Origin of the sequence: Simplicispira sedimenti, from assembly GCF_022760965.1 — a bacterium.
Taxonomy (GTDB): domain Bacteria; phylum Pseudomonadota; class Gammaproteobacteria; order Burkholderiales; family Burkholderiaceae_C; genus Simplicispira; species Simplicispira sedimenti.
On record NZ_JAKVIJ010000004.1, the window covers coordinates 103,743 to 127,054 of the forward strand.

At 66.5% G+C, this 23,312-nt stretch carries 21 protein-coding genes and 1 pseudogene; 17 read left to right on the plus strand and 5 right to left on the minus strand.

The genetic code is table 11. The annotated features are described in order from the left end of the window. Position 1: 1 nt before the first annotated feature. Both MJ602_RS06080 and MJ602_RS06085 read right to left on the minus strand, forming a co-directional pair. Positions 2–217 carry a hypothetical protein gene (locus MJ602_RS06080; protein WP_162015563.1) on the minus strand — a complete coding sequence of 72 codons (216 nt, stop codon included), beginning with the start codon at positions 215–217 and terminating at the stop codon, positions 2–4. Between the two features lie 59 nt (positions 218–276). Next, the gene (locus MJ602_RS06085; RefSeq protein WP_243019974.1) at positions 277–1,230 is read right to left on the minus strand and encodes a LysR substrate-binding domain-containing protein; all 954 of its coding nucleotides are present in this window, start codon (positions 1,228–1,230) and stop codon (positions 277–279) included. 156 nt (positions 1,231–1,386) lie between these two features. Here MJ602_RS06085 and MJ602_RS06090 point away from each other — a divergent pair, with 156 nt between their 5' ends. The 4 genes and pseudogenes from MJ602_RS06090 to MJ602_RS06105 all read left to right on the plus strand — a co-directional run bounded on the left by MJ602_RS06090 (position 1,387) and on the right by MJ602_RS06105 (position 6,539). Next, positions 1,387–2,583 (plus strand): acyl-CoA dehydrogenase, encoded by a 1,197-nt coding sequence (locus tag MJ602_RS06090; protein WP_243019975.1) that lies wholly within the window; start codon positions 1,387–1,389, stop codon positions 2,581–2,583. Between the two features lie 244 nt (positions 2,584–2,827). After that, positions 2,828–4,099, plus strand: coding sequence for a CaiB/BaiF CoA transferase family protein (locus MJ602_RS06095; protein WP_243019976.1), 1,272 nt, complete (start codon positions 2,828–2,830; stop codon positions 4,097–4,099). A gap of 70 nt (positions 4,100–4,169) precedes the next feature. Continuing rightward, on the plus strand, positions 4,170–4,646 hold the full coding sequence (locus MJ602_RS06100) for an OsmC family protein (protein WP_162015559.1): 477 nt from the start codon (positions 4,170–4,172) through the stop codon (positions 4,644–4,646). A gap of 137 nt (positions 4,647–4,783) precedes the next feature. Further along, a pseudogene (locus MJ602_RS06105) lies at positions 4,784–6,539 on the plus strand (methyl-accepting chemotaxis protein). Here the strand turns inward: MJ602_RS06105 and MJ602_RS06110 are convergent. Beyond that, a complete protein-coding gene (locus tag MJ602_RS06110; RefSeq protein WP_243019977.1) occupies positions 6,420–7,061 on the minus strand; it encodes an NAD(P)-dependent oxidoreductase in 642 nt (213 codons plus the stop codon). The pseudogene MJ602_RS06105 and the gene MJ602_RS06110 overlap by 120 nt on opposite strands. A gap of 123 nt (positions 7,062–7,184) precedes the next feature. On the opposite strand from MJ602_RS06110, the gene MJ602_RS06115 reads away from it, so the two are divergent. The 5 genes from MJ602_RS06115 to MJ602_RS06135 all read left to right on the plus strand — a co-directional run bounded on the left by MJ602_RS06115 (position 7,185) and on the right by MJ602_RS06135 (position 10,886). Continuing rightward, complete coding sequence (locus tag MJ602_RS06115; RefSeq protein ID WP_243019978.1) at positions 7,185–8,087, plus strand: LysR family transcriptional regulator; 903 nt, start codon at positions 7,185–7,187, stop codon at positions 8,085–8,087. 94 nt (positions 8,088–8,181) lie between these two features. Further along, the gene (locus MJ602_RS06120; protein ID WP_243019979.1) at positions 8,182–8,610 is read left to right on the plus strand and encodes a nuclear transport factor 2-like protein; all 429 of its coding nucleotides are present in this window, start codon (positions 8,182–8,184) and stop codon (positions 8,608–8,610) included. Positions 8,611–8,621: 11 nt separating this feature from the next. After that, the gene (locus tag MJ602_RS06125) at positions 8,622–9,485 is read left to right on the plus strand and encodes a LysR family transcriptional regulator (RefSeq protein WP_243019980.1); all 864 of its coding nucleotides are present in this window, start codon (positions 8,622–8,624) and stop codon (positions 9,483–9,485) included. A gap of 46 nt (positions 9,486–9,531) precedes the next feature. Further along, positions 9,532–10,242: a glutathione S-transferase family protein gene (locus MJ602_RS06130; protein ID WP_243019981.1), complete on the plus strand. Its 711-nt coding sequence runs from the start codon at positions 9,532–9,534 to the stop codon at positions 10,240–10,242. A gap of 20 nt (positions 10,243–10,262) precedes the next feature. Beyond that, positions 10,263–10,886: a glutathione S-transferase family protein gene (locus MJ602_RS06135; protein ID WP_243019982.1), complete on the plus strand. Its 624-nt coding sequence runs from the start codon at positions 10,263–10,265 to the stop codon at positions 10,884–10,886. A 1-nt stretch (position 10,887) separates the two neighbouring features. Here the strand turns inward: MJ602_RS06135 and MJ602_RS06140 are convergent, their stop codons facing one another. Continuing rightward, positions 10,888–12,267, minus strand: coding sequence for a heavy metal sensor histidine kinase (locus MJ602_RS06140; RefSeq protein ID WP_243019983.1), 1,380 nt, complete (start codon positions 12,265–12,267; stop codon positions 10,888–10,890). Continuing rightward, a complete protein-coding gene (locus MJ602_RS06145) occupies positions 12,264–12,938 on the minus strand; it encodes a heavy metal response regulator transcription factor (protein ID WP_243019984.1) in 675 nt (224 codons plus the stop codon). Before MJ602_RS06145 ends, MJ602_RS06140 begins: the two co-directional genes overlap by 4 nt. Before the next feature lie 223 nt (positions 12,939–13,161). Between MJ602_RS06145 and MJ602_RS06150 the strand changes: the two genes are divergently transcribed. The 8 genes from MJ602_RS06150 to MJ602_RS06185 all read left to right on the plus strand — a co-directional run bounded on the left by MJ602_RS06150 (position 13,162) and on the right by MJ602_RS06185 (position 23,220). Continuing rightward, positions 13,162–14,295, plus strand: a complete 1,134-nt coding sequence (locus MJ602_RS06150) for a TolC family protein (RefSeq protein ID WP_243019985.1) — start codon at positions 13,162–13,164, stop codon at positions 14,293–14,295. Continuing rightward, positions 14,292–14,855 (plus strand): hypothetical protein, encoded by a 564-nt coding sequence (locus tag MJ602_RS06155; RefSeq protein ID WP_243019986.1) that lies wholly within the window; start codon positions 14,292–14,294, stop codon positions 14,853–14,855. Before MJ602_RS06150 ends, MJ602_RS06155 begins: the two co-directional genes overlap by 4 nt. Continuing rightward, positions 14,852–15,973 (plus strand): efflux RND transporter periplasmic adaptor subunit, encoded by a 1,122-nt coding sequence (locus MJ602_RS06160; protein ID WP_243019987.1) that lies wholly within the window; start codon positions 14,852–14,854, stop codon positions 15,971–15,973. Before MJ602_RS06155 ends, MJ602_RS06160 begins: the two co-directional genes overlap by 4 nt. 1 nt (position 15,974) lies before the next feature. Continuing rightward, on the plus strand, positions 15,975–19,091 hold the full coding sequence (locus MJ602_RS06165; RefSeq protein ID WP_243019988.1) for an efflux RND transporter permease subunit: 3,117 nt from the start codon (positions 15,975–15,977) through the stop codon (positions 19,089–19,091). Positions 19,092–19,129: 38 nt separating this feature from the next. Beyond that, entirely contained in the window at positions 19,130–19,588 is a 459-nt protein-coding gene (locus MJ602_RS06170; RefSeq protein ID WP_243019989.1) for a hypothetical protein, read from the plus strand. A gap of 54 nt (positions 19,589–19,642) precedes the next feature. Continuing rightward, positions 19,643–20,140: a hypothetical protein gene (locus tag MJ602_RS06175; protein WP_243019990.1), complete on the plus strand. Its 498-nt coding sequence runs from the start codon at positions 19,643–19,645 to the stop codon at positions 20,138–20,140. A 162-nt stretch (positions 20,141–20,302) separates the two neighbouring features. Then, complete coding sequence (locus MJ602_RS06180) at positions 20,303–20,824, plus strand: c-type cytochrome (RefSeq protein ID WP_243019991.1); 522 nt, start codon at positions 20,303–20,305, stop codon at positions 20,822–20,824. 119 nt (positions 20,825–20,943) lie between these two features. Continuing rightward, positions 20,944–23,220 carry a copper-transporting P-type ATPase gene (locus tag MJ602_RS06185; RefSeq protein ID WP_243020108.1) on the plus strand — a complete coding sequence of 759 codons (2,277 nt, stop codon included), beginning with the start codon at positions 20,944–20,946 and terminating at the stop codon, positions 23,218–23,220. Positions 23,221–23,312: the final 92 nt, after the last annotated feature.

Below are 23,312 nucleotides of genomic sequence, written 5' to 3' on the forward strand. Positions count from 1 at the left end.
CTCAGTTGTCCTGGCGCCGGATCAACGCCCGGCCGGTGTCGGTGATGGTCAGTTGGCCCGATGCGTTCTTGGCGATGTAGCCGCGCTCGTACAGGCGCCCAGACATATGCTCCTTGAGTGCCTGCGGCGTGCTGACCAGTTTGCCCATCTCCAGTTGCTTGAGCGTGTCCAGCTCGTCCACGGTGGGGTCGAAATGCGGTGCATGGTAGGTGGTCATGGCAAGCCTTTCGCTGATGTGTCAGGACGGCTTCATTGTTGCGCAGGCCATGGCCGGCGTCAAAAACCCTGCGCTGCGGATGGGTCGGTAGCGCCCACCACCGTCTGCAGCCATGCGCCAAAGGCCGCCAGTGCCGGGGATGGGGCTTGCTGCGCTGGTTGGACAAGGTAGTACGCACGCTCGCCAGGCAGCGCCCGCGGGCAGGCCACCACCAGTTGGCCGCTGGCCAGCTCGGCCTCGATGAGCAACGGCGGAATCAGCGCCACCCCCATGCCCAGCGTGGCCGCCTGGGCCAGCATGGAGAACAGCTCGTAGCGCGGCCCGTCCAGCGCGCGCGGGGCGTCCACGCCCATGGCGTCGAACCACTGGCGCCAGGCCAGCGGGCGCGTGCTTTGCTGCAGCAGCGGCAGTGCGGCCAGGGCCGCAGGCTCCACCGGCTGGTGCGCGCGCCCCCGACCCCGGGTGGCGACCGATTCGAGCAACTGCGGGCTGCACACAGGCAGCACATCCTCGTGCAGCAGCAGTTGGGCCTGCGTACCCGGCCACTGCGCCACCTGCTCGGGCGTTCCGGCGTACAGCGCGGCATCGTAGGCGGTGTCGGCAAACAGGAAGGGGCGGGTCTGGGTATCCAGGTGCACCACGATGTCGGGGTGCTGCTGCGCCAGCAGGGGCAGGCGCGGAATGAGCCAGCGCGTGGCAAAGGTGGGCACCGCCGCCAGCGCCAGCGCACCGCCCACGCCCTGGCGGGCCATCACGTCGAGCGTGCCCTGCTCCAGCACCTGCAACCAGCGCGCCACCTGGCGGCCGTAGCGCTGGCCCGCCGGGGTGAGCACCACCCCATGGCGCGTGCGCCGGAACAGGGCCACGCCCAGTTGCTCCTCCAGCGCCTGGATCTGCCGCGAGACTGCGCTCTGCGTGAGCGCCAGCTCCTGCGCGGCACGGGTGTAGCTCTCATGCCGGGCGGCGGCTTCAAAGCAGGCGAGGGCCTGGGTGGAGGGGAGATGGCGGCGCATGGCACGCATCATACATTCGCAAACCGCATATCTGGATGCGAACAACTCGTTTGCTTATCCTTTCGCACCCCCCTACTATCGTCCCAATGCATGCTGATTTGGCATGTGAAATGGCTTTCATCCACCCCCGCAACCCACACCACCGGAGACACGCACATGGCCCACGCCGCTTTTCAATGGGACGATCCCTTCCTCCTGAGCCAACAACTGACTGACGACGAGCGCGCGATCCGCGACGCGGCCGCCGCCTACTGCCAGGACAAGCTGGCCCCGCGCGTGCTGGACGCCTTCCGCCACGAGAAGATGGACACCACCATCTTCCGCGAGATGGGCGAAGTGGGCCTGCTCGGCCCCACCATCCCCGAGCAATACGGCGGCCCCGGCCTGAACTACGTGGCCTACGGCCTGATCGCCCGCGAGGTCGAGCGCGTGGACTCGGGCTACCGCTCCATGGCCAGCGTGCAAAGCTCGCTGGTGATGGTGCCCATCCATGAATTCGGCACCGAGGCGCAGAAGCAGAAATACCTGCCCAAGCTGGCCAGCGGCGAGTGGATTGGCTGCTTCGGCCTGACCGAGCCCGACCACGGCTCCGACCCCGGCAGCATGGCCACGCGCGCCTACAAGGTGGATGGCGGCTACAAGCTCAAGGGCAGCAAGATGTGGATCACCAACAGCCCCGTGGCCGACGTGTTCGTGGTCTGGGCCAAGGAAGTATCCGAAGGCGGTGCCGTGGGCCCCATCCGCGGCTTCGTGCTGGAAAAGGGCATGAAGGGATTGAGCGCCCCTGCCATCCACGGCAAGGTGGGCCTGCGCGCCTCCGTCACCGGCGAGATCGTGATGGACGACGTGTTCGTGCCCGAAGAGAACGCCTTCCCTGAAGTGCAGGGCTTGAAGGGCCCCTTCACCTGCCTGAACAGCGCGCGCTACGGCATCGCCTGGGGCGCGCTGGGTGCGGCCGAGTTCTGCTGGCACACCGCCCGCCAGTACACGCTGGACCGCAAACAGTTTGGCCGGCCTCTCGCCGCCAACCAGCTCATCCAGAAGAAGCTGGCCGACATGCAGACCGAGATCGCCATCGGCCTGCAGGCCTGCCTGCAGTTCGGCCGCATGAAGGACGCGGGCACGGCCAGCGTGGAAGGCACCTCCATCATCAAGCGCAACAGCTGCGGCAAGGCGCTGGACATTGCCCGCCTGGCGCGCGACATGATGGGCGGCAACGGCATCAGCGACGAGTTTGGCGTGGCGCGCCACCTGGTGAACCTGGAAGTGGTGAACACCTACGAAGGCACGCACGATGTGCACGCGCTGATCCTGGGGCGGGCGCAGACGGGCATTGCGGCGTTTTCCAACTGAGACAGCGGGCCCCTCGCTCCCCGCTGTCCGCTGCGTCAATCAGAACTCCCCTCTCCCCTCGCGGGAGAGGGGCCGGGGGAGAGGGGGTGGCGGCGCATGCGGTGTGCCTCATCTCCCCCTCTCCCCCACCCTCTCCCGCAAGGGGAGAGGGTGCCTCCAGGGCGCATCGCCGCGCATTTCAAGTGTTTTAGGCCTCTAGCGCTTTATGGACAAGCGCTACCAGCTATCAAATTTATAGTACTTCATGACCACCCCCTCTCCCTCACCAGGCGCCCTCGCAGGCATCAAGGTGCTCGACCTCTCGCGCGTGCTCGCTGGCCCCTGGTGCACGCAACTCCTGGCCGACCTGGGCGCCGATGTGGTCAAGGTCGAGCGCCCCGGCGCGGGCGACGACACGCGCCACTGGGGCCCGCCCTTCCTGAAGGATGCGGACGGCAACGACACCACGCAGGCCAGTTACTTCACCGCCTGCAACCGCAACAAGCGCTCGGTGACCATCGACATGGCCACACCCGAGGGCCAGGCGCTCATCCGCCAGATGGCGCAGCAGGCCGATGTGGTGGTGGAGAACTTCAAGGTCGGCGGCCTGAAGCAGTACGGGCTGGACCATGAAAGCCTGCGCACGCTCAACCCGCGCCTCATCTATTGCTCCATCACCGGCTTCGGGCAGGACGGCCCCTACGCCGAGCGCGCGGGCTACGACCTCATGGTGCAGGCCATGACCGGGTTGATGGACATCACCGGCCGCGCCGATGGCGAGCCCGGCGGCGGCCCACAGCGCGTGGGCGTGGCGGTGATCGACCTGTTCACCGGCCTGTACGCCAGCAACGCCATCCTGGCCGCGCTGCATGTGCGCGACAACGCCAAAAACGGCACCGGCCAGGGCCAGCACATCGATATGGCCCTGCTCGACGTGGGCATGGCCGTGCTCGCCAACCAGGCCGCAGGCTACCTGGCCACTGGCGTGGCGCCCGTGCGCCAAGGCAACACCCACCCCAGCCTGGCGCCGTACCAGGACTTCCCTACGCTGGACGGCAGCATGCTGCTGGCCATTGGCAACGACGGGCAGTTCCAGCGCTTTTGCACCGCCGCCGGCCAGGGCGCCTGGGCGCAAGACCCGCGCTTTGCCACCAACACGCTGCGCGTGCAGCACCGCGCAGACCTCATCCCGGCCATGCAGGCGGTCACGCGCACGCGCACCACCGCCGACTGGATTGCACTGCTCGAAGACAAGGCCGTGCCCTGCGGCCCCATCAACACCGTGGCCCAGGCCTTTGACGATGCCCAGGTCAAGGCACGTGGGCTGGCTGTGACCCTGCCGCGCTGGCCGCAGGGCGAAGCCGCCGACGGCGTGCAGCACATCACCGGCGTGGCCAGCCCGCTGCGCCTGTCCGCCACGCCGCCTGTGCTGCGCAACGCCCCGCCCGCGCTGGGCCAGCACACCCACGAGGTGCTGCGCGAACTGGGGCTGGACGCACAGCGCATCGCCCAGTTGCAGGCCCAAGGGGTGGTGTGATACAAAACGGGCTCCAGCGCTCATATTCATTGCGCCAACAGCTATTATTTTTATAGCAAAGGAGCCTTTCATGGCCAACTACGAAGCCCAGGTGGTGTGGGAACGCGGCGACCAAGCCTTTGTGGACCAGCGCTACAGCCGCCGCCACTGGCTGCGCTTCGATGGTGGCCTGGAGGTGCCTGGCTCCTCATCCCCCCACGTGGTGCCCCTGCCCTGGTCCGACCCGGCGGCGGTGGACCCGGAAGAGGCCTTCATCGCCTCGATCTCCAGTTGTCACATGCTGTGGTTCCTGTCCCTGGCGGCCCGCGAAGGCTACTGCGTGGACCGCTACGAAGACCGCGCCAGCGGCACCATGGCACAGAACATCGCGGGCAAGTTTGCTTTTTCCGAGGTCACCCTGCGCCCGCAGGTGCACTTCAGCGGCCACCTGCGCCCCACCACCGAGGCCATCCACACCCTGCACCACCGCGCACACGAGGAATGCTTCATCGCCAACTCCGTGCGCTGCGAGGTGCGCTGCGAGCCGGTGATCGAAGACGCTGCCTGAGCCCAGACCAGGCCATCAGGTTTGTGCGGAGCACCAGGCGATAACGCGCACCCATAACTGGAGCGCACCCGCAGCGCTCAAGGGCCTCGACAGGCCCTGCCACGACCTGCCCCCACACATCGTTCGGAGAGATCGCCATGAAGCTGCGCCTCAAGCTCCCCCTGGTGTTCACGGCAGCCCTGCTGCTTCTGCTGGCCGCCGCGCTGTTTGGCATTGCGTGACTCAACCAGGCCCTCACCACCTACGAAACCGAAGTGGCCGCCAGTGTGGACCACGAGCGCGCCGCTGCCAGCATGTTGGTCGCCTTCAAGGTGCAGGTGCAGGAGTGGAAGAACGTGCTGCTGCGCGGCAAGGATGCCGAACAACTCAAGCGCTACTGGGCGGCCTTTGAAAAGGAAGAAGCCGCCATCCAAACCCAAGCCGCCCAGCTGCTGAAGGGCCTGCCCGCAGGGGACGCACGCGAGCGGGTGCAGCAGTTTGCCCAGGCGCACCAGCGCATGGGCGCCGACTACCGCAAGGGCCTGGAGGCCTTCCACAGCGCCGGGCAAGACCCGCAGGCAGGCGACCAGGCCGTCAAAGGCATGGATCGCGAGCCCGCCAAGCTGTTGGACCAGGCGGGCGAACTGATCCAGAAGGCCGCAGCCGCCACCGCAGACAAAGCCGCCGAACACGCACGCAACGCCACGGTGATGAGCCTGGCCGTCATGCTCATCGTCTGCGCGGCAGCGCATCAACTCCGCAGTGCTCTTCAGCCGCACCGTGACCCAGCCGCTGGACCGCGCGGTGCAGGTGTCCCAGGCCGTGGCTGGGGGCGACCTGACGGTGGCCACGGCGAGCCAGGGCAAGGACGAAATCGCACTGCTGCTCAACGCCCTGTATGCCATGCAGGGCCGCCTCTCCCAGGTGGTGCACAACGTGCGCCAGAACGCCGACATGGTGGCCTCGGCCAGCACGCAGATCGCCCAGGGCAGCCATGACCTGAGCGCCCGCACGGAGCAGCAGGCCGGCGCACTGGAGGAAACCTCTGCCTCCATGGAGGAGCTGAACTCCACCGTTCAGGCCAACGCCGACAACGCTCGCCAGGCCAATCAGATGGCCATGAACGCCTCCACCGTGGCCGTGCAGGGAGGCGACGTGGTGGCCGATGTGGTGCGCACCATGCAGGGCATCAACGCAAGCAGCAAGCGCATTGCCGACATCATCCAGGTCATTGACGGCATTGCCTTCCAGACCAACATCCTGGCACTCAACGCCGCCGTGGAAGCCGCCCGCGCGGGCGAGCAAGGCCGGGGCTTTGCCGTGGTGGCCAGCGAGGTGCGATCCTTGGCCGGGCGCAGCGCCCAGGCGGCCAAGGAGATCAAGGAACTCATCCACGCCAGCGCGGAGCGTGTGGAGCAAGGCTCTGCCCTGGTGGACAAGGCAGGCGCCACCATAGCCGAGGTGGTTTCCTCCATCCGCCGTGTGACCGACATCGTGGGCGAAATCAGCGCGGCCAGCAGCGAGCAGAGCGCAGGCATGTCCCAGGTCGGCGAAGCCATCACCCACATGGACCAGGCCACGCAGCAGAACGCCGCGCTGGTCGAGGAAAGTGCTGCCGCCGCCAGCAGCCTGCAGCACCAGGCCGAGCAGTTGGTGCGCGCCGTGGCCGTGTTCAAGCTGTCTTCCGACGCAAGCTCCCAGCACCCCAGCACCCCAGCACCCCAGCACCCCAGCACCCCAGCGCCGCACCTGCGCTGCAGCGCCTGCCACGGCCAGCCGCCTGAGAACCTGAGATCAATACGCCACGGTGAAGCGCTGGCGCACATGGCGCGGCGTCTGCAGCTCATCCACGATGGCCACGGCCAGGTCGGCCACGCTGATGGTGCCGGGCTGCTCGCCGGCCATCAGGGGTGATTCCGTCCCCAGCCGGTACTGCCCCGTGCGCTCGCCCGGCTGCAGCAGGATGGCGGGCGACAGGAAGGTCCAGTCCAGCGTGTCTTCGGCCCGGATCCAGTTCAGCGCCTCACGCGCGGCCAGTGCGCCCTGCTTCCATTCGGCCGGGAACTGGGGCGTGTCCACGAGTTGCACGCCGGGCGCCACGAACAGGCTGCCTGCACCACCCACCACCAGAATGCGGCGCAAGCCTGCCTGTTTGGTGCCATCGATGATGGCGCGGGTGCCGCGCAAGAACTCGTCGTGGATGCGCGGGTTGTCCCAGCCTGGGTTGTAGGCGCTGACCACGGCATCGTGCCCGGCCACGGCGCGCGCCACCTGGGCGGCATCCTGGGCATCGGCCTCGCGGACCGTCAGGCCTTCCCGCGGGGCGAGCTTGGCCGGGTTGCGGGCCAACGCCGTCACGCGGTGGCCGCGCTGCAGCAATTCCTGGAGCACGGCCGATCCGACAAAACCGGTGGCGCCGATCAGAGCGATGTTCATGGGGGTTCTCCTGGTTCCAAAGTTGCGATGCTGAAAGCTTACGAACTGCACAATCATTGCGGTAGAGGGTGAAAATAGCCTTCACAATGAAGCCCTACTTCACAATCAAGCCAGGAGACACCCATGGATGACCTGCGGCGCATGGCCGTGTTCGCCAGCGTGGTGCAGCACGGATCGATGAGCGGTGCGGCGCGTGCCCTGGGCATGAGCACCTCCGCCGTGAGCCAGCAGGTGCGCCTGCTGGAGCGCACCGGTGGCGTCACCCTGCTGCACCGCTCCACGCGCAAGCTCGTGCTGACCGAGGCGGGCGAGCGCTACCACACGCACTGCGCAGCCCTGTGCGCGGCGGCCGAGCAGGCGCGCGCCGAGCTGGCCGCGGCACACGCCGCGCCCAGCGGCGAGCTGCGCCTCTCGGCCACCGTGGGTTTTGCCCGCCATATCGCCCCAGCCCTGGGCGACATGCTGGCACGCCACCCCGCACTGCGCCTGCGGCTGCTGGTGGACGATGCGCCCATCGACCTGATCCAGTCGCGCATCGACCTGGCGCTGCGCTTTGGCCGCCTGGCGGACTCCACCTGGGCCGCGCGGCGCCTGTGCGCCATGCAATGGTGGCTGTGCGCCAGCCCCGGCTGGCTGGCGCGCCACGCCGCGCCGCTCGACCCCGACGCGCTGCACGCCCAGGATTGGCTGGGCTTTTCCCGCGAGGGCACGGGCCTGCGGCTGGAGCTGCAGGGCCCGGCGGGCACGGCGCGCGGCCTGGTGGTGCAGCCGCGCATCGCCAGCAACAACCAGCTCTCGATCCAGCAGATGTGCGAGGCCGGCCTGGGCCTGGCGCTGATGGGCAGCATGGATGTGCAGGAGGCCCTGCAGGCCGGGCGCCTGGTGCGGCTGCTGCCGCAGTGGTCGTTCGGCACGCTGGACATCTGGGCCGTCACCCCGCAGCGCGACGCCCAGCCCGCCAAGGTGCGCCAGGCCATCGAGGCCTTGCAGGGCTATTTGCGGGCCTTGCCTGGCGTATCGTCTTGAACCATCAAAAATTTATTGATTCAATAAACAAATAAAATAATTTACCGATGGCAAGCCGCTCCCTACAGTCGCGGCTTTTCACAGGAGCCTTGCCATGACCCACCCCGCACCCGCCCTCCACGCCATCGACCACGTGCTGTCCGCTTTCGCCCAGGGCGACGTGCCCCGGCTGCTCGCGCTCATCGCCGACGATGTGGACTTCCGCATCGACCACTACCGCGACGACGCCGACGTGGCCTGGCAGCAGGCCCAGGGCAAGGCCGGCGTGCTGGCGGTGCTGCAGCGCCTGGCGACAGAGATCTTTCCGCAGGGCACACGCATCCTGCGCGCGCACAGCCAGGCACTGGGCGATAACTGGGTGCTCACGCAGTTCCACCAGCGATTCCACTACGGCCTGCAGCAGCGCGAGGTGGAGAGCCAGACCTGGATCGTGAGCCATTCGCGGGACGGTCTTCTGGACTACTTCCGCGAGACCGTCGCCACCATCACCCCCCTCGCCGCCGAGCCCGCGGGCGCGGCCTGAAAGCACCCGCCATGCTGTTCGACCTGCGCGCCCTGGGCTACTTCGTCGCCGCCTTCGAGGAGCGGTCCGTCACGGCAGCGGCGCGACGCTGCTTCGTGGCCCAGCCCTCCATCAGCATGGCCATCAAGGGGCTGGAGGAGGCCCTGGGCACAGTGCTGTTCGAGCGCAGCCGCAGCGGCCTGGCGCCCACCCCGGCGGGCGAGCGCCTGTACCCGCGCGCCTGCAGCCTGCTGGCCCAGTCCACGGCCATGGTGCGCGATTTCCGCGACAGCCCGCGCGCCACCCTGGGTCTGTACCTGCAGGACGATGTGCTCGTACACACCGCCGCGCCGCTGATCGCGCTGCTCGACCAGCACCTGCTCGGCGCCACCCTGCGGCTCACGGCGTCCATGGACGAGGCGCAACTGGGCCTGGTGGCCGAAAGCTGCAAGCGCGCTACCGACGTCTTTGTGCCGCTGTGGCGCGAGCCCTATGTGATGCTCGTCCCCGAATCCCACCCGCTGCGCTTTCGCAAAGGCTTTGCCCTGGACGACCTGCAAGGCATGCCCCTGATCGAACGACCCTATTGCCCGCAGCAGCAGTCGTTCGCGCGGCTGTTGGCCGAGCGCGGCGTAGTGCCAGACGTGCGCGCCAGCGCGGCCCGCGAAGAGCTCCTGCTGCACATGGTGGAGCTGGGGTTGGGCCTGGCCATCGTTCCCGCATCGCACGCGCACCATGCGCGCCGCACGGTCGTGCGTCCGCTGGAGGCAGGCACCGTCACCTTCGAGCGCCATCTGGGCCTGGCCTGCGCACCGCACGACGGCGCCACCCGCGCCTTGCTGGAGCCCCTGGCGGCGGGCATGCGAGCACGGCAGCCGCAGGCCCTGGCCGCCTGAACCCTGGCGACAGCAGGCCTGCGCCCCGCTGAGCATAATGGCCCGCATGATCGACCTCTACACCGCCGCCACGCCCAACGGACACAAGGTCTCCATCGCACTGGAGGAACTGGGCCTGCCCTACGAGATGCATGTGCTCGACCTCGCGCGCGGGGTTCAGAAGGAGCCCTGGTTCCTGGCCATCAACCCCAACGGGCGCATTCCAGCCATCGTGGACCGCGACGCAGAGGACTTCGCGGTGTTCGAGTCCGGCGCCATCCTGATGTACCTGGCCGAGAAGACCGGGCGGCTGCTGCCCCAGGACGCCAAGGGCCGCTCGCGCGTGGTGCAGTGGCTCATGTTCCAGATGGGTGGCATTGGCCCCATGATGGGCCAGGCCAACGTGTTCTTCCGCTACTTCCCCGAGAAGATCCAGCCCGCCATCGACCGCTACCAGGGCGAATCCAGGCGCCTGTTCCGCGTGCTCGACACCCACCTGCAAGAGCACGAATACCTGGCGGGCGACTATTCCATCGCCGACATCGCCAACTGGGCCTGGGTGCGCACGCACCGCTGGTCGGGCGTTCCGATCGACGACCTGCCCCACTTGCAGCGCTGGGTGGAGGCCATCCGCGCGCGCCCCGCCGTTCAAAAAGGCATCCTCATGCCGCCCTCCATGCGCGAGAACGGTCCCGACCGCGAGGAAAAGGAACGCCAGTTTGCCGAGGAAGCACGCAAGATGGTGGAGATGGGCCAGTCGCGCCCATCGGGCGTCTGAAACCGTTCCGGAGACCCGCAATGCAGCTCTACACCGCCCCCCGCGCCCCCAACCCACGCCGCGTGACCATGTTCATGGCCGAAAAGGGCATCACCGGCATCACGCTGGTGCCCGTGGATCTGAACGCCCAGGAGCACAAGGCGCAGGCCTTTCGTGCCAAAAGCCCGCTGGCCACCGTTCCCGCGCTGGAGCTGGACGATGGCCGCATCCTGACCGAGACGCGCGCCATCTGCACCTGGCTGGAAGGGCGCTACCCAGAACCCAACCTCATGGGCCAGGACTTCGAGGAGCGCGCCTTCATCGAGATGGCCGACCGGCGCGTGGAGTGGTACCTGTTTGCGCGCATTGGCCACTGCATTCGCCACACGCACCCCGGCCTGGCGGTGCTGGAGCAGCCCCAGTTCCCCGACTACGGCCAGAGCGAAGGCCTCAAGATGCGCGAGGCTGCGCGCTGGCTGGACGACACGCTGGCGCAGCAACCCTATGTGGCGGGCGAGCGCTTCACCATTGCCGACATCACCGCCTTCTGCGCGCTGGAGTTCGCCCGCGGACTGATGAAGTTTGTCCCTGGCGCCGAGGACATGCCCCACCTGCAGGCCTGGCGCGACCGCGTTGCCGAACGCCCCTGCGCCCGGGCGGTTTGAATCAGTAGGGAAAGCGCAGGGTGAATACGGTCCGTCCACCGGCCGACGCGGCGGACACCTCGCCCTGGTGTGCGCGCAGGATGGCCTGTGTGATGGCAAGACCCAGCCCTGTGCCTTCGCCTGCGGCATGCTGGCGCGCAGGATCCACACGGTAGAAGCGCTCAAACAAGCGGTCCAGATGCTGCGCGGGAATCGTCTCGCCCGTGTTTTCCACCTGCAGCAACAACGGGCCTTCCTGGCGCACGATGGTCACCGTCACCCGGCCTTCCGGCGGAGTGTGGCGCAGGGCATTGGACAACAGGTTGTTCAACGCCCTGCGCAGCATAAGCCGGTCACCCTGCACCATGCCGTCACCCGTGAGCACCAAAGCGATGCGCCGCTCGTCGGCCAGCGCCTCGTAAAAGTCAAACAGGTCGCGCACCTCGCGCGCCAGGTCCACCGGCTCGCCATGCACGATGGTCAGGCCGTTCTCGGCCTTGGCCAGGAACAGCATGTCGGCAATCATGCGCGCCAGGCGCTCGAACTCCTCGGCGTTCGATTCCAGGATGGCACGGTAGCTATCGGCATCACGCGGGCGGCTCAGCGCCACCTGCGTCTGCATCATCAGATTGCTGATGGGCGTGCGCAGCTCATGGGCCAGGTCAGAGGAAAAATCGGACAGGCGCCGGAAGGCCTCTTCCAGACGCTCGAGCATTTCGTTCAGGGTGGCGGCGAGGTCGGCCAGCTCGGCAGGCACGGCCTGCGCGGGCAGGCGCCGGTCCAGGCTGTGTGCCGTCACCCCGGCCGCCTGTTCACGCATGGAGCGCAGCGGCGCAAGACCCCGGCGCGCGGCAAACCAACCCAACAGCCCCATGAGCAAGGCCGCGCAAGCCACAAACAGCCACAGGCTGCGCTGCAAGGCGCGCAGGAAGGCATCGTGGTGTTCGCTGTCGATGGCCATGGTCACCTGCACCTGCGTACCCATGGCCGTTGGGAACGTTGCTGCCAGACCCCGGTAGTTCTTTCCGTCCTGCGCCCATGTCCACAGCGGCGCCAAGGCCAGCTCTGTGGCCAGCACCGGCAACTGCGGTGGCCACTGCGCATCGGGCGTCGCCAGCAAGACCTGCTGGTCTGGCCCGAGAACTCGCACTACCAAGTCATGGTGCGCCAGGAATGCATCCCCCAGCGGCGCGGACAGGCGTTCGAGTTGTGCCAGGGAATCCACCTGCGCAATGAGGTGTTGGGCATGCTGCAGCTTGCCCGTGAGTTCAGCACGGTCCAGATCCTCGAAGTGGCGTTCGATCGCCCCCCCGACCAGCCCGCCCAAAGCCAGCAGCACGGCGACCGAACCCAGGGTGAACAGCAGCGTGAGCCGCGCCGTCAGCGAAAGGCGTGCGATCACGGAGCCTCCAGCACATAGCCCATGCCACGCACGGTGCGGATGAGCTTGGGCTCGAAGGCATCGTCCACCTTGGCGCGCAGGCGGCGCATGGCCACCTCGATGACGTTGGTGTCGCTGTCGAAATTCATATCCCAGACCTGCGAGGCGATCAGCGAGCGCGGCAGCACCTCGCCCTGACGGCGCATCAGCAGCTCCAGCAGCGCAAACTCCTTGGCGGTCAGGTCGATGCGCTGCCCACCGCGTACCACGCGGCGGCGCAACAGGTCCAGTTCCAGGTCGGCGGCGCGCAGCGCGGTGGACTCCATGACGCTTCGGCCCCGGCGCAGCAGGGTGCGCACACGCGCCAGAAACTCCGAGAACGCAAACGGTTTGACCAGGTAGTCGTCAGCCCCCAGCTCCAGGCCCCTGACACGATCCTCTACTTGGTCGCGCGCGGTCAAAAAAAGCACCGGTATTTCCTTGCCGCTGCGGCGCAAAGTCTCCAGCACCTGCCAGCCGTTGAGGCCGGGCAGCATCACGTCGAGCACCAGCAGGTCGTGGTCGCCGGTGACCGCCAGGTGCAAACCGTCCACACCATTGCGCGCCAGATCGACCACAAAGCCCGACTCCGCCAGACCCTGCTGGAGGTAGTCGCCCGTCTTGGGCTCGTCTTCAACGATGAGGATTTTCATGGGCGCGGTGCTGCGACAGGGCTCTGCGCCGGATTGTGCCTGCCTCACAGGGGCCAGGAACGTAGATGACAGATTTGTAATCTTCCGGAAATCTGCCCGTCGGGGGACACGCAGCACCATGCACGCCATGCTCTCACACCCCTTGCAATACAGAAGACCGGGCCGATTCACGGGATGGTTGCTGACCTTCGTACTGGCCACTACACCAGCCGCCGCACAAACAATGGCCCAGGCCCTGGAGCAGGCCTGGCTGTTGCACCCCCAGGCCCAGGCGGGCAGCGCACGCAACGCCCAGGCCGCAGCCCGCGTCGAAGCGGCCAGCGGCTTGACGCCGGGACCGGCCACGCTGTCACTGGGATCCGCGAGCGACCGCTTTCACGCCAACCAGGGCCAGCGCGAATGGGAGGTCGAAATGGCCGTTCCGCTGTGGCTGCCCGGCCAGAAAGCGGCGCAAGGCGCCGAGGCTGCCAGCGGCCAGGCCCAGGTCGTGGCGCAACAACATGCGCTGCGCCTGCAACTGGCGGGCGAGCTGCGCACCGCCTGGTGGACCGTGGCGGCTGCGCGCCAAACCCGTACCCAGGCCCAGCAGCGCGTGGACACGGCCCAGGCCCTCCTGGCGAATGTGCAGCGCCGCTACCGCGCGGGTGAGCTGGCACGCATCGACGCCAATCTGGCCCAGCGCGAAGTGCTCGCCGCCCAGGGCGCCCTCGCCGACAGCGACGCCGCCCTGCTGCTGGCCGAGCAGAGCTTTCATGCGCTCACTGGCACTGCCGCACCCCAGCAACTGGATCCCGAACCTCCCGCTGTTCGGGACGCCCCCGGCCAGGAGCACCCCCTGCGTGCCGCTGCCTCGGCCACCCTCGCCCAGGCGCAGGCACGGGTGCGGTCGGCAGACACCACACGCCGTGCGTCACCCGAGCTGGCCTTGCGCATGGTGCGCGACCGCGGCGCGGCTGGACAACCGTATGCAAACACCCTGGGGGTCAAGCTGACCATTCCGCTGTCGTCCGAGCCGCTGGTGCGCCAGGCCCAGTCGGCCGCATTGGCCGAGCTGGCGCAGGCCCAGGCAGAAATAGACCAGGTGGAACGCACGCTGGCGCTTGATGCTGCCCTGGCCCGCCGCCACCTGGAAACCACGGAACGCCAGTGGAAGCAGGCGCAGGAGCGCCTGGCCCTGGACACCGACACGCTCCAACTGGCAGAAAAAGCCTTTGCCCTCGGCGAGACCGACCTCACCGCCCTGCTGCGCGCACGCGCCGACGCACTGGAAGCCCAGGCCCTGGTGGGCCAGCAGCAGGTGGCCCTGATGGCCGCCCGGTCCCGCATGCTCCAAACCTTGGGAGTCCTTCCGAAATGAACAACCTGCGAAACCTTTTGCTGGGCACCGCCCTTGCCGCTGTGGCGTGGCCTGCCCTGGCCCATGGCGATGAAGACCACAGCGAGCCAAATCCCGTCGTCGCTGCTGTGCCCATGGCCGCGCAAGGCCCTCGCGCCGAAGCCCAGACCGATGCCTTCGAACTGGTGGCCACACTGGCGCAGGATCGGCTGGTGCTGCACATCGACCGCTTCGACACCAATGAACCTGTCGAAGGCGCACAGGTGGAAGTGGACACCGGCACCATGCAGGCCAAGGCCACGCAATCGTCTCCCGGCGTGTACTGGATGGCCCAGGGCACGCTCGGCCAGGCGGGCAAGCACCCGCTGACCATCACCATCGAAACTGAAGACACCGCCGATCTTCTGAGCGCCACGCTGGAGGTGCCCACCCCAGCCGCTGCCACCCCGGCTACCGCGACCGGCTTGAGAACCGAACCCTGGATGGCCTGGGGCCTGGGTGGCACCTTGCTGCTCTCGGGCGCGGGCCTCGTGGCCCTGCGCCGTCGCCCCCGTGCAATCACCCCTGGGTCCACCGTATGACATCCTCCCATTTTTCCCACCTGGTAGCCGCATGCCTGCTGGCTTTGCATGGTGCAGCCTTCGCCCACGGTGGCGAAGACCACGACCACGGCCCCGCCGCAGCGCCCCTGCCCGCCACAGGCACCACGGCCCCCCAGCGCCTGGCCGACGGCAGCCTGTTCATCCCCAAGGCCATCCAGAGGCAATGGGGCTTGCGCACCGTGCGGGCAGACATCCGTGATCTGCCCACCTCAGTCGAGCTGCAAGGCAAGGTGGTGGCCGATGCCAACGCCGGAGGGCGCGTGCAATCCACCCAGCCGGGGCGTATCGAAGCACCGGCCCAGGGTTTGCCCACCCTGGGCCAGCTGGTCCGCAAAGGGCAAGTGCTGGCGTATGTGCGGCCCACTGTGTCCAACACCGAACGCGGCGGCCTGCAGGCCCAGCTGGCCGACCTGGATGCACAACAAGCCATCGCCCAGCGCAAGGCCGATCGATACGCCCAGCTCAAGGGCGCCGTGCCGCAGTCGGCCATTGATGCCGCGCGGCTTGAATCAGAGGCACTGCGCCAGCGTAGGCAGGCCTTGCAGGCCAGTCTGCAGGCGCCGGAGCCGCTGCGTGCACCGGTGTCGGGCGTGGTCAGCGCGGTGCATGTCATGGCCGGACAGGTGGTCGATGCGCGAGAAACGCTGTTCGAGGTGGTCAACCCCGCACAGCTGACCGTGGAGGCACTGGCCTACGACCCCGCCCTGGCCCAGGGTGTTACAGCGGCCAGCACCAGTGTGGCAGGCACCGGCACCGAACTGCAGTTTGTCGGCAGCGGAAGGCAGTTGCGTGAGCAGGCCTGGGTACTGCAGTTCCGCATTCCGTCGGACCAGCATGCACTGGCGGTGGGCCAGTCGGTCAAAGTGATCGCCACCACACGGCAGACGCACAAAGGCGCCGCTGTTCCGCAGGCGGCCGTGGTACGCGGTGCGGGGGGAGATCAGGCGGTGTGGGTGCATACGGGGGCCGAAAAATTCGAACGCCGCACGGTGCGCGCACAGGCCCTGAGCGCAGACAGCACCGCTCTCACCTCCGGCATTGCCGCCGGGGAGCGCGTGGTCACCCAGGGCGCCAGCCTGCTGGCCCAGGTGCGCTGAAATGTTTGACTTCATCATTCATACCAGCCTGCGCCAGCGCCTGATGGTGCTGGGCTTGTCGCTGTTTCTGGTGGTGTACGGAGCCTTGAGCCTGCGGCAGATGCCGGTCGATGTGTTCCCCGACCTGAACAAGCCCACCGTCACGCTGATGACCGAAGCGGGCGGCATGGCGCCGGAAGAAGTCGAACAGCTGGTGAGCTTTCCCATCGAGTCGGGCATGAACGGCATGCCCGGGGTGACCCGAGTGCGCTCGGTCTCCGGCGTGGGGCTGTCGATCGTGTATGTCGAGTTCGAGTGGGGCTCCGACATCTACCGCAACCGCCAGCAGATTGCCGAGCGCCTGAACCTGGTGCGCGAACAGCTGCCCGAGGGCATCGTGCCGCAGATGGGGCCGATTTCTTCCATCATGGGCGAGATTCTGCTGATCGCCCTGCCCGCCGACCCCGCCAAGGTCAGCCCGATGCAGGTGCGCGAATATGCCGACTGGGTGGTTCGCCCCCGGCTGCTCACCATCCCGGGCATTGCCCAGGTCACGCCCATCGGCGGAGAGGTGCGCCAGTACCGGGTCGAGATTCACCCGGCGAAGCTGCAGGCCCTGGGCATCGAGCGGGAGCAAGTGGACGCCGCGCTGCGCGATTTTGGCGCCAACACCAGCGGTGGCTTCTTGCAGGCGCAGGGCCGTGAATACCTGATCCGGCAAGTGGGCCGCACCAGCCGCATCGAAGACCTGCGCAACGTGGTGGTGGGTGTGAAGAGCACGCAGCCCATCCTGCTGCACCAGGTGGCCGACGTTCGGCTGGCCCCGGCCGTCAAGCGCGGCGATGCCAGCTACAAGGGCCAGCCAGCGGTGATTTTGTCGGTGCAGAAGCAGCCCGGCGCCGACAGCGTGGCGCTCACCCAGGCGGTCGAGCAGGCCATGGCCACGCTGAACAAGGCGCTGCCCCAGGGCATTGAAACGCCGCAGTTCCTGTTCAAGCAGGCCGATTTCATCGAACGCTCGGTGGGCAACGTCCAGGAAGCCCTGCGCGATGGCGCCATTCTGGTGGCGGTCGTGCTGTTTTTGTTTTTGCTGAATGTGCGCACCACGGTCATCTCGCTGGTGGCCATTCCGCTGTCGCTGATGGTGACCGCGCTGGTGTTCCGCTATTTCGGCCTGTCGATCAACACCATGACGCTGGGCGGGCTGGCCATCGCCATTGGCGAGCTGGTGGACGACGCGGTGGTGGACGTCGAAAACGTGCTGCGCCGCCTGAAGGAAAACCGCCTGAAACCGCAGCCGCTCCCGGCCCTGACAGTGATTGCCGCCGCCTCCCGCGAGGTGCGTACGGGCGTCGTCTATGCAACCCTGGTCGTGGTGCTGGTGTTTGTGCCCTTGTTTGCGCTGCCCGGCATTGAAGGCCGGTTGTTCACACCCCTGGGCATTGCGTATGTGGTGTCCATCCTGGCCAGCATGGTGGTAGCCGTCACCATCACGCCCGTGCTGTGCTACTACCTGCTGCCGCGCATGAAGCAACTGCATGCGGGCGACAGCCCGCTGGCGGCCTGGCTCAAGCGCTGGGATGCCCGCTTGTTGAATGGGTCGTTCGATCATTCCCGCACCCTGCTGGCGGTTGCGCTGGTCGTGGTTATGGCGGTTGCCGCCAGCGTGCCCTTCTTCCCGCGCTCGTTCCTGCCGCCCTTCAACGAAGGCACGCTCACGGTGAACGTGTTGCTCAACCCCGGCACCTCGCTGGAGGAGTCCAACCGCATCGGAACATTGGCCGAGCAACTGGCGCTGCAAGTCCCCGAGGTCACCCAGGTGGGCCGCCGAACCGGCCGCGCCGAACTGGACGAACATGCGGAAGGGGTGCACTACACCGAGATGGACATCGACCTCAAGGTGTCCGAGCGCAGCCGCGATGTCGTGGTGCAGGACATTCGCGCCCGACTGGCCACCCTGCCCGCAGCCACCAGCGTGGGGCAACCCATTTCGCACCGTCTGGACCACCTGCTCTCGGGCGTCCGGGCACAGATTGCGCTGAAGGTGTACGGCGACGACCTGGACACGCTGCGCGGTCTGGCAGGCGACCTGCGCGACCGACTGTCGCGCATTCCGGGCATCACCGACCTGCAGATCGAGAAGCAGGTGCTGATTCCGCAGATCAAGATCCACCTGGACTACGAGCAGGCCGCACGCTACGGCGTCGCACCTGGTGCCGTTTTGCGATCCTTGCAGCAGATGATCGAAGGCGAGCGCATCACCCAGATCGTTGAAGGCAACCGCCGCTTTGACCTGGTGGTGCGCCTGCCCGAGGACGACCGCGGGTTGCACGCCCTGAAGGGCTTGCTGATCGAAACCCCCACAGGGGCGGTGCCCCTGTCCCTGCTGGCCACCATCGAAGACGGCGAAGGCCCCAACCAGGTCAGCCGCGAGAACGCCCGCCGACGCATCGTGGTTTCGGCCAATACCGACGGCAGCGACATGGCGCGCATCATTGGCGACATCCGCAGCACGCTGGCTGCCACGCCCATGCCCGAAGGATATTTCACGGCGCTGGAAGGCCAGTTCCAGGCCCAGGAGCAGGCGGCCCGGTTGATTGCCCTGCTGGCCCTGGTGTCGCTGGCCCTGATCTTCCTCGTGCTCTACAGCCGCTACCGCTCCACCGTGCTGACCCTCATCATCATGGGCAACATTCCGCTGTCCCTGGTGGGCAGTGTGCTGGCACTGTGGATCTCGGGCCAGCCGCTGTCGGTGGCCGCGCTGGTGGGCTTCATCACGCTGACGGGCATCTCGACGCGCAACGGCATCCTCAAGATCAGCCACTACATCAACCTGTGCGCGTTCGAGGGTGAAAAATTTGGCAAGCAACTCATCGTGCGCGGCTCGCTCGAGCGCCTCACCCCGGTGCTGATGACGGCGCTGGTGGCTGCCTTTGCGCTGGTGCCGCTGCTGGTGTCGGCGGATGCCCCCGGCAAGGAAGTGCTGCACCCCGTGGCCGTGGTGATTTTCGGCGGCCTGGTCAGCTCCACGCTGCTCGACACCTTGCTGACGCCGCTGATGTTCTGGCGCTGGGGCGAAAAGCCCCTGGAACGCCTGCTCACGTTGCACCGCCAGGAAAAAACCACCGACAGTTTCTAGCACCCTGCGAAAGGCCGGGCCTATACCAAGGAGTCTCCATGAAAAAAATCCGATTCATCCCCGCCATTGCCCTGGCATTGGCCACCGCAACCACCAGCGTGCAGGCCCACGACGACGCCTACCTGGATACACAGCAGGCACCGCATGGCGGCCAGTTGCGCATGGCAGGCGCCTACCACCTGGAACTGGTGGTGGACAAATCAACCCCGCAGGCAGCCGACAAAACCGTGGTGGTCTATGTCACCGACCACGCGGGGCAAAAAGTCTCTACCGACGGTGCCACCGGGAACGCCACCATCCTTGCTGCCAAGGGCAAGGCCAGCGTGGCACTGGTGCCCGACGGAGACAACCGCCTCAAAGGCACCGGGCGCTATGCCTCCACCGCCGACATGAAGGCCATCGTCAGCTTCACGGCCAAGGGCCAGTCTCCTGAAACCGCGCGATTTACGCCGCTTCTCAAACCCATGGAGGCCCATATGGATCACACCAAGCATTGACATCGGAGCCTCTCCGTTCTCGCTTCATCCGCCGTACACCCTAGGAAAAACGCCATGACCAATTCCAGAACCACCTCCACTCAGCCACTCAGCGCCCTCGCGCTGGCGGTTGCGCTCGCGGTTGCCAGCACATCAAGCTTGGCCGCCAACCATGAGCCGGATCACTCGGCCCACCACCCGCAAGCTCCAGCAGCCGTTGCCCCTGCGCCCGACATGGACGCCAAGGTGCAACGCCAGGCGATGCAAAAACAGATGCAGGCCATGAAAGCCATGCATGAAAAGATGATGAATGCCAAAACGCCCGAGGAACGCAGCGCGCTGATGGCCGAACACATGCAGACCATGCGGGACGGCATGGGAATGATGCAGAAGATGGGGCAGTCCGGTGGCATGGGCGGCATGGGCGCACCGAAAGGCGGCAAGGCCATGGCGTGCGACATGCATGAATCGCACCGCATGATGGGCATGCGCATGGAGATGATGGAGTCCATGATGCAGATGATGATGGACCGCATGCAGTCGCATACTCCGGTGCCCCCTGCAGGCAAATGAGGGACTCCCGCTGGACCACCCCATGCCCCAAAAAACAACTTGGCCGATTGAACGGTTTCTGCCTGAAGGCGTCCCAGGACCATGCGGCCGACCTGGCCCGCGTTTTTCCTGCGGTTGCTTCAGCACCGTTCACCCGGCCAGCCAAGGCAGGAGACTGCTGTAATGGCTGACGCACCCGCCACCTCCCCGCGCAGAAGCCTCTTGACGTGGAGTCTGGGCGGAATGTTGGTGGTGTTGCTGATGGCTGCAGGCGCGTATGCGCTGAGTGGAGTCGGTGCGCGGGACAACACAGCCGGTGTGTTGCGCCCCGATGACCCCCAAGTGGTGACCCTTGGTGCCCGCATCTACACCCAGCATTGCGCCGCATGCCACGGAGCCCGTGGTGAAGGGCAGCCAAACTGGCGCGAGCATGGCCCCGATGGCCGCCTACCAGCCCCGCCGCATGACGAAAGCGGTCACACCTGGCACCACCCGGACGCACAACTCTTCGCCATCACCAAATATGGGCTGGCGAAACTGATTCAGCAGCCGGACTACCAGACCCACATGCCTGTTTACGACGGTGTGTTGAGTGACTCCGAAATCAATGCCGTGCTTTCATGGATCAAGGCACAGTGGCCCAAAGAGATTCAAGCACGGCACGACCAGGTCAACGCGCAGTACCAAAAGTCGCCGGGCCGCTAAGCCCGGCCAACCCTCTGGACACAGCCCAGTTTGCTGGCCAGGGAGAAGGTTTCACCATCGGGCCGAATCTGGAGGCATTCACCATGCCAGCGAGCACATCCATTGTCTACACCTGCCCCATGCACCCCGAGGTTCGTCAGAACCACCCGGGGCGCTGTCCAAAGTGCGGCATGCATTTGGTGCCTGAGAGCGAGGTGCCCCATGGGCACTCCCATGAACATGTCAGCCACTCCGCGCAACCAGCGGCGCCTGCGCCTGCGCCTGCAAACGCACCAGGCACCACGCCGCCAGAGCCGGGCGGCACGATCTACACCTGCCCCATGCACCCCGAGGTGCGCCAAGACCACCCCGGCACTTGTCCCAAGTGCGGCATGACGCTGGAACCCATCATTCCCCTCGACGAGGAAGACAACCACGAACTGCTGGACTTCCAGCGGCGATTCTGGTGGACGCTGCCGCTCACGGTCGTCGTGACCCTTCTTGCGATGTTCGGCCACCGGCTCGGATGGTTGGACATGAAGGTGCAAACCTGGGTCGAGTTGGCGCTTTCCCTGCCTGTCGTTTTGTGGACCGGCTGGCCCTTCTTTGTGCGCGGTGGGCAGTCGCTGGTGCAGCGCAGCCCCAACATGTGGACGCTGATCGGCCTGGGTACAGGCGCGGCTTTCCTCTACAGTCTGGTCGCTACCCTGGCGCCAGGCGTGTTCCCGGACTCGTTCGTCTCCATGGGGCGGGTGGCGGTTTACTATGAGGCGGCAGTGGTCATCATTTCGCTGACCATGCTGGGCCAGATCATCGAACTGAAGGCGCGTTCGCAAACCTCTGCGGCGATCAAGGCGCTTCTCGGCCTGGTACCCAAGACCGCCCGCCGCATCAACCTGGATGGCAGCGAAGAGGATGTGCCGCTGAACCATGTTCATGTGGAAGATCTTCTGCGTGTCCGCCCCGGCGAAAAAGTGCCTGTTGACGGCGTGGTGGTCGAAGGCAGCAGCGCTGTCGATGAATCGATGCTGACCGGAGAACCTGTGCCCGTGACCAAACGCATCGGCGACAAGGTGATCGCCGCCACACTGAACACCAGCGGTACCTTGGTCATGCGGGCCGAGAAGGTCGGCGCGGCCACCATGCTGTCGCAGATCGTTCAGATGGTCGCCAATGCGCAACGCTCGAAGGCGCCCATGCAGCGCATGGCCGATGTGGTGGCCGGAAAGTTTGTGGCCGTGGTGGTTCTCATCGCAGTTGCCACGTTCCTGGTTTGGGGGCTGTTCGGCCCGGAGCCCAGTTGGGTGTTTGGGCTGATCAACGCGGTGGCCGTGCTGATCATTGCCTGCCCCTGTGCGCTGGGCCTGGCTACGCCCATGTCGGTGATGGTGGCTACGGGTCGGGCAGCAACACAGGGCGTGCTGTTCCGGGATGCGGGTGCCATCGAGAAAATGCGCAAAGTCGATACCTTGATTGTGGACAAGACCGGCACCCTGACCGAAGGCAAACCCGCTTTTGAAAAAGCGGTTGCTGCTCCCGGCCACACCCCCGACGAAGTGTTGCAGCTGGCTGCCAGCCTGGACCAGGGCAGCGAACATCCGCTGGCCGATGCCATCGTCAATGCCGCTCGCGCACAAGGGCTGGTGCTGACCAAACCCGATGCGTTTGAATCAGGCAGCGGCATCGGCGTACGCGGCACGATCGATGGCAAGCGCCTGGTTTTGGGCAACTCCGCGTTGATGGAACAGGAGGGAGTCGCCATCGATGCACTCAGGAGCGACGGCGAGCGCTTGCGCAGCGAAGGCGCCAGTGTGATGCACCTGGCCGTGGATGGCCAACTGGCAGGCATCCTGGCCGTGACCGACCCGATCAAGGCGACAACGCTGGAGGCCATCCGAACTCTGCACGCCAGCGGTTTGCGCATCGTCATGGCGACGGGTGATGGCCTGACCACGGCGAAGGCTGTGGGCGCAAGGCTGGGCATCGACGAAGTGCATGGCGAAGTCAAGCCAGCCGACAAGCTCGCGCTGGTGGAAAAACTCCAGAAGGAAGGCCACATTGTTGCCATGGCCGGTGACGGCATCAATGATGCTCCAGCGCTGGCCAAAGCCGATGTCGGCGTGGCCATGGGCACCGGTACCGATGTGGCCATGAACAGCGGCCAGGTCACGCTGGTGAAAGGCGATTTGCGCGGCATCACTGCGGCGCGCGACATCTCCATCGACACCGCCCGCAACATGCGCCAGAACCTGATGTTCGCCTTTATCTACAACGGCGTCGGAGTGCCGATCGCTGCCGGCGTGATGTACCCGTTCACCGGATGGCTGCTGTCCCCCATGATCGCGGCGCTGGCAATGAGCCTTAGTTCGGCGTCGGTGATATTCAACGCACTGCGCCTGCGCCAAGGCTACCAATAACGGGGACTACTCCGTCAAGCCATGGTTAACACCAAAAAATATACTGCTGTAACAGAACGATTCTGCTTCTAGAATTTGGAGGCGCAAGTTTC

Bases quoted from the DNA above. Each gene is read 5' to 3' on its own strand.
- MJ602_RS06080 (WP_162015563.1), bottom strand. From the start codon at position 217: ATGACCACCTACCATGCACCGCATTTCGACCCCACCGTGGACGAGCTG.
- MJ602_RS06085 (WP_243019974.1), bottom strand. From the start codon at position 1,230: ATGCGCCGCCATCTCCCCTCCACCCAGGCCCTCGCCTGCTTTGAAGCC.
- MJ602_RS06090 (WP_243019975.1), top strand. From the start codon at position 1,387: ATGGCCCACGCCGCTTTTCAATGGGACGATCCCTTCCTCCTGAGCCAA.
- MJ602_RS06095 (WP_243019976.1), top strand. From the start codon at position 2,828: ATGACCACCCCCTCTCCCTCACCAGGCGCCCTCGCAGGCATCAAGGTG.
- MJ602_RS06100 (WP_162015559.1), top strand. From the start codon at position 4,170: ATGGCCAACTACGAAGCCCAGGTGGTGTGGGAACGCGGCGACCAAGCC.
- MJ602_RS06110 (WP_243019977.1), bottom strand. From the start codon at position 7,061: ATGAACATCGCTCTGATCGGCGCCACCGGTTTTGTCGGATCGGCCGTG.
- MJ602_RS06115 (WP_243019978.1), top strand. From the start codon at position 7,185: ATGGATGACCTGCGGCGCATGGCCGTGTTCGCCAGCGTGGTGCAGCAC.
- MJ602_RS06120 (WP_243019979.1), top strand. From the start codon at position 8,182: ATGACCCACCCCGCACCCGCCCTCCACGCCATCGACCACGTGCTGTCC.
- MJ602_RS06125 (WP_243019980.1), top strand. From the start codon at position 8,622: ATGCTGTTCGACCTGCGCGCCCTGGGCTACTTCGTCGCCGCCTTCGAG.
- MJ602_RS06130 (WP_243019981.1), top strand. From the start codon at position 9,532: ATGATCGACCTCTACACCGCCGCCACGCCCAACGGACACAAGGTCTCC.
- MJ602_RS06135 (WP_243019982.1), top strand. From the start codon at position 10,263: ATGCAGCTCTACACCGCCCCCCGCGCCCCCAACCCACGCCGCGTGACC.
- MJ602_RS06145 (WP_243019984.1), bottom strand. From the start codon at position 12,938: ATGAAAATCCTCATCGTTGAAGACGAGCCCAAGACGGGCGACTACCTC.
- MJ602_RS06150 (WP_243019985.1), top strand. From the start codon at position 13,162: ATGGCCCAGGCCCTGGAGCAGGCCTGGCTGTTGCACCCCCAGGCCCAG.
- MJ602_RS06155 (WP_243019986.1), top strand. From the start codon at position 14,292: ATGAACAACCTGCGAAACCTTTTGCTGGGCACCGCCCTTGCCGCTGTG.
- MJ602_RS06160 (WP_243019987.1), top strand. From the start codon at position 14,852: ATGACATCCTCCCATTTTTCCCACCTGGTAGCCGCATGCCTGCTGGCT.
- MJ602_RS06165 (WP_243019988.1), top strand. From the start codon at position 15,975: ATGTTTGACTTCATCATTCATACCAGCCTGCGCCAGCGCCTGATGGTG.
- MJ602_RS06170 (WP_243019989.1), top strand. From the start codon at position 19,130: ATGAAAAAAATCCGATTCATCCCCGCCATTGCCCTGGCATTGGCCACC.
- MJ602_RS06175 (WP_243019990.1), top strand. From the start codon at position 19,643: ATGACCAATTCCAGAACCACCTCCACTCAGCCACTCAGCGCCCTCGCG.
- MJ602_RS06180 (WP_243019991.1), top strand. From the start codon at position 20,303: ATGGCTGACGCACCCGCCACCTCCCCGCGCAGAAGCCTCTTGACGTGG.
- MJ602_RS06185 (WP_243020108.1), top strand. From the start codon at position 20,944: ATGCACCCCGAGGTTCGTCAGAACCACCCGGGGCGCTGTCCAAAGTGC.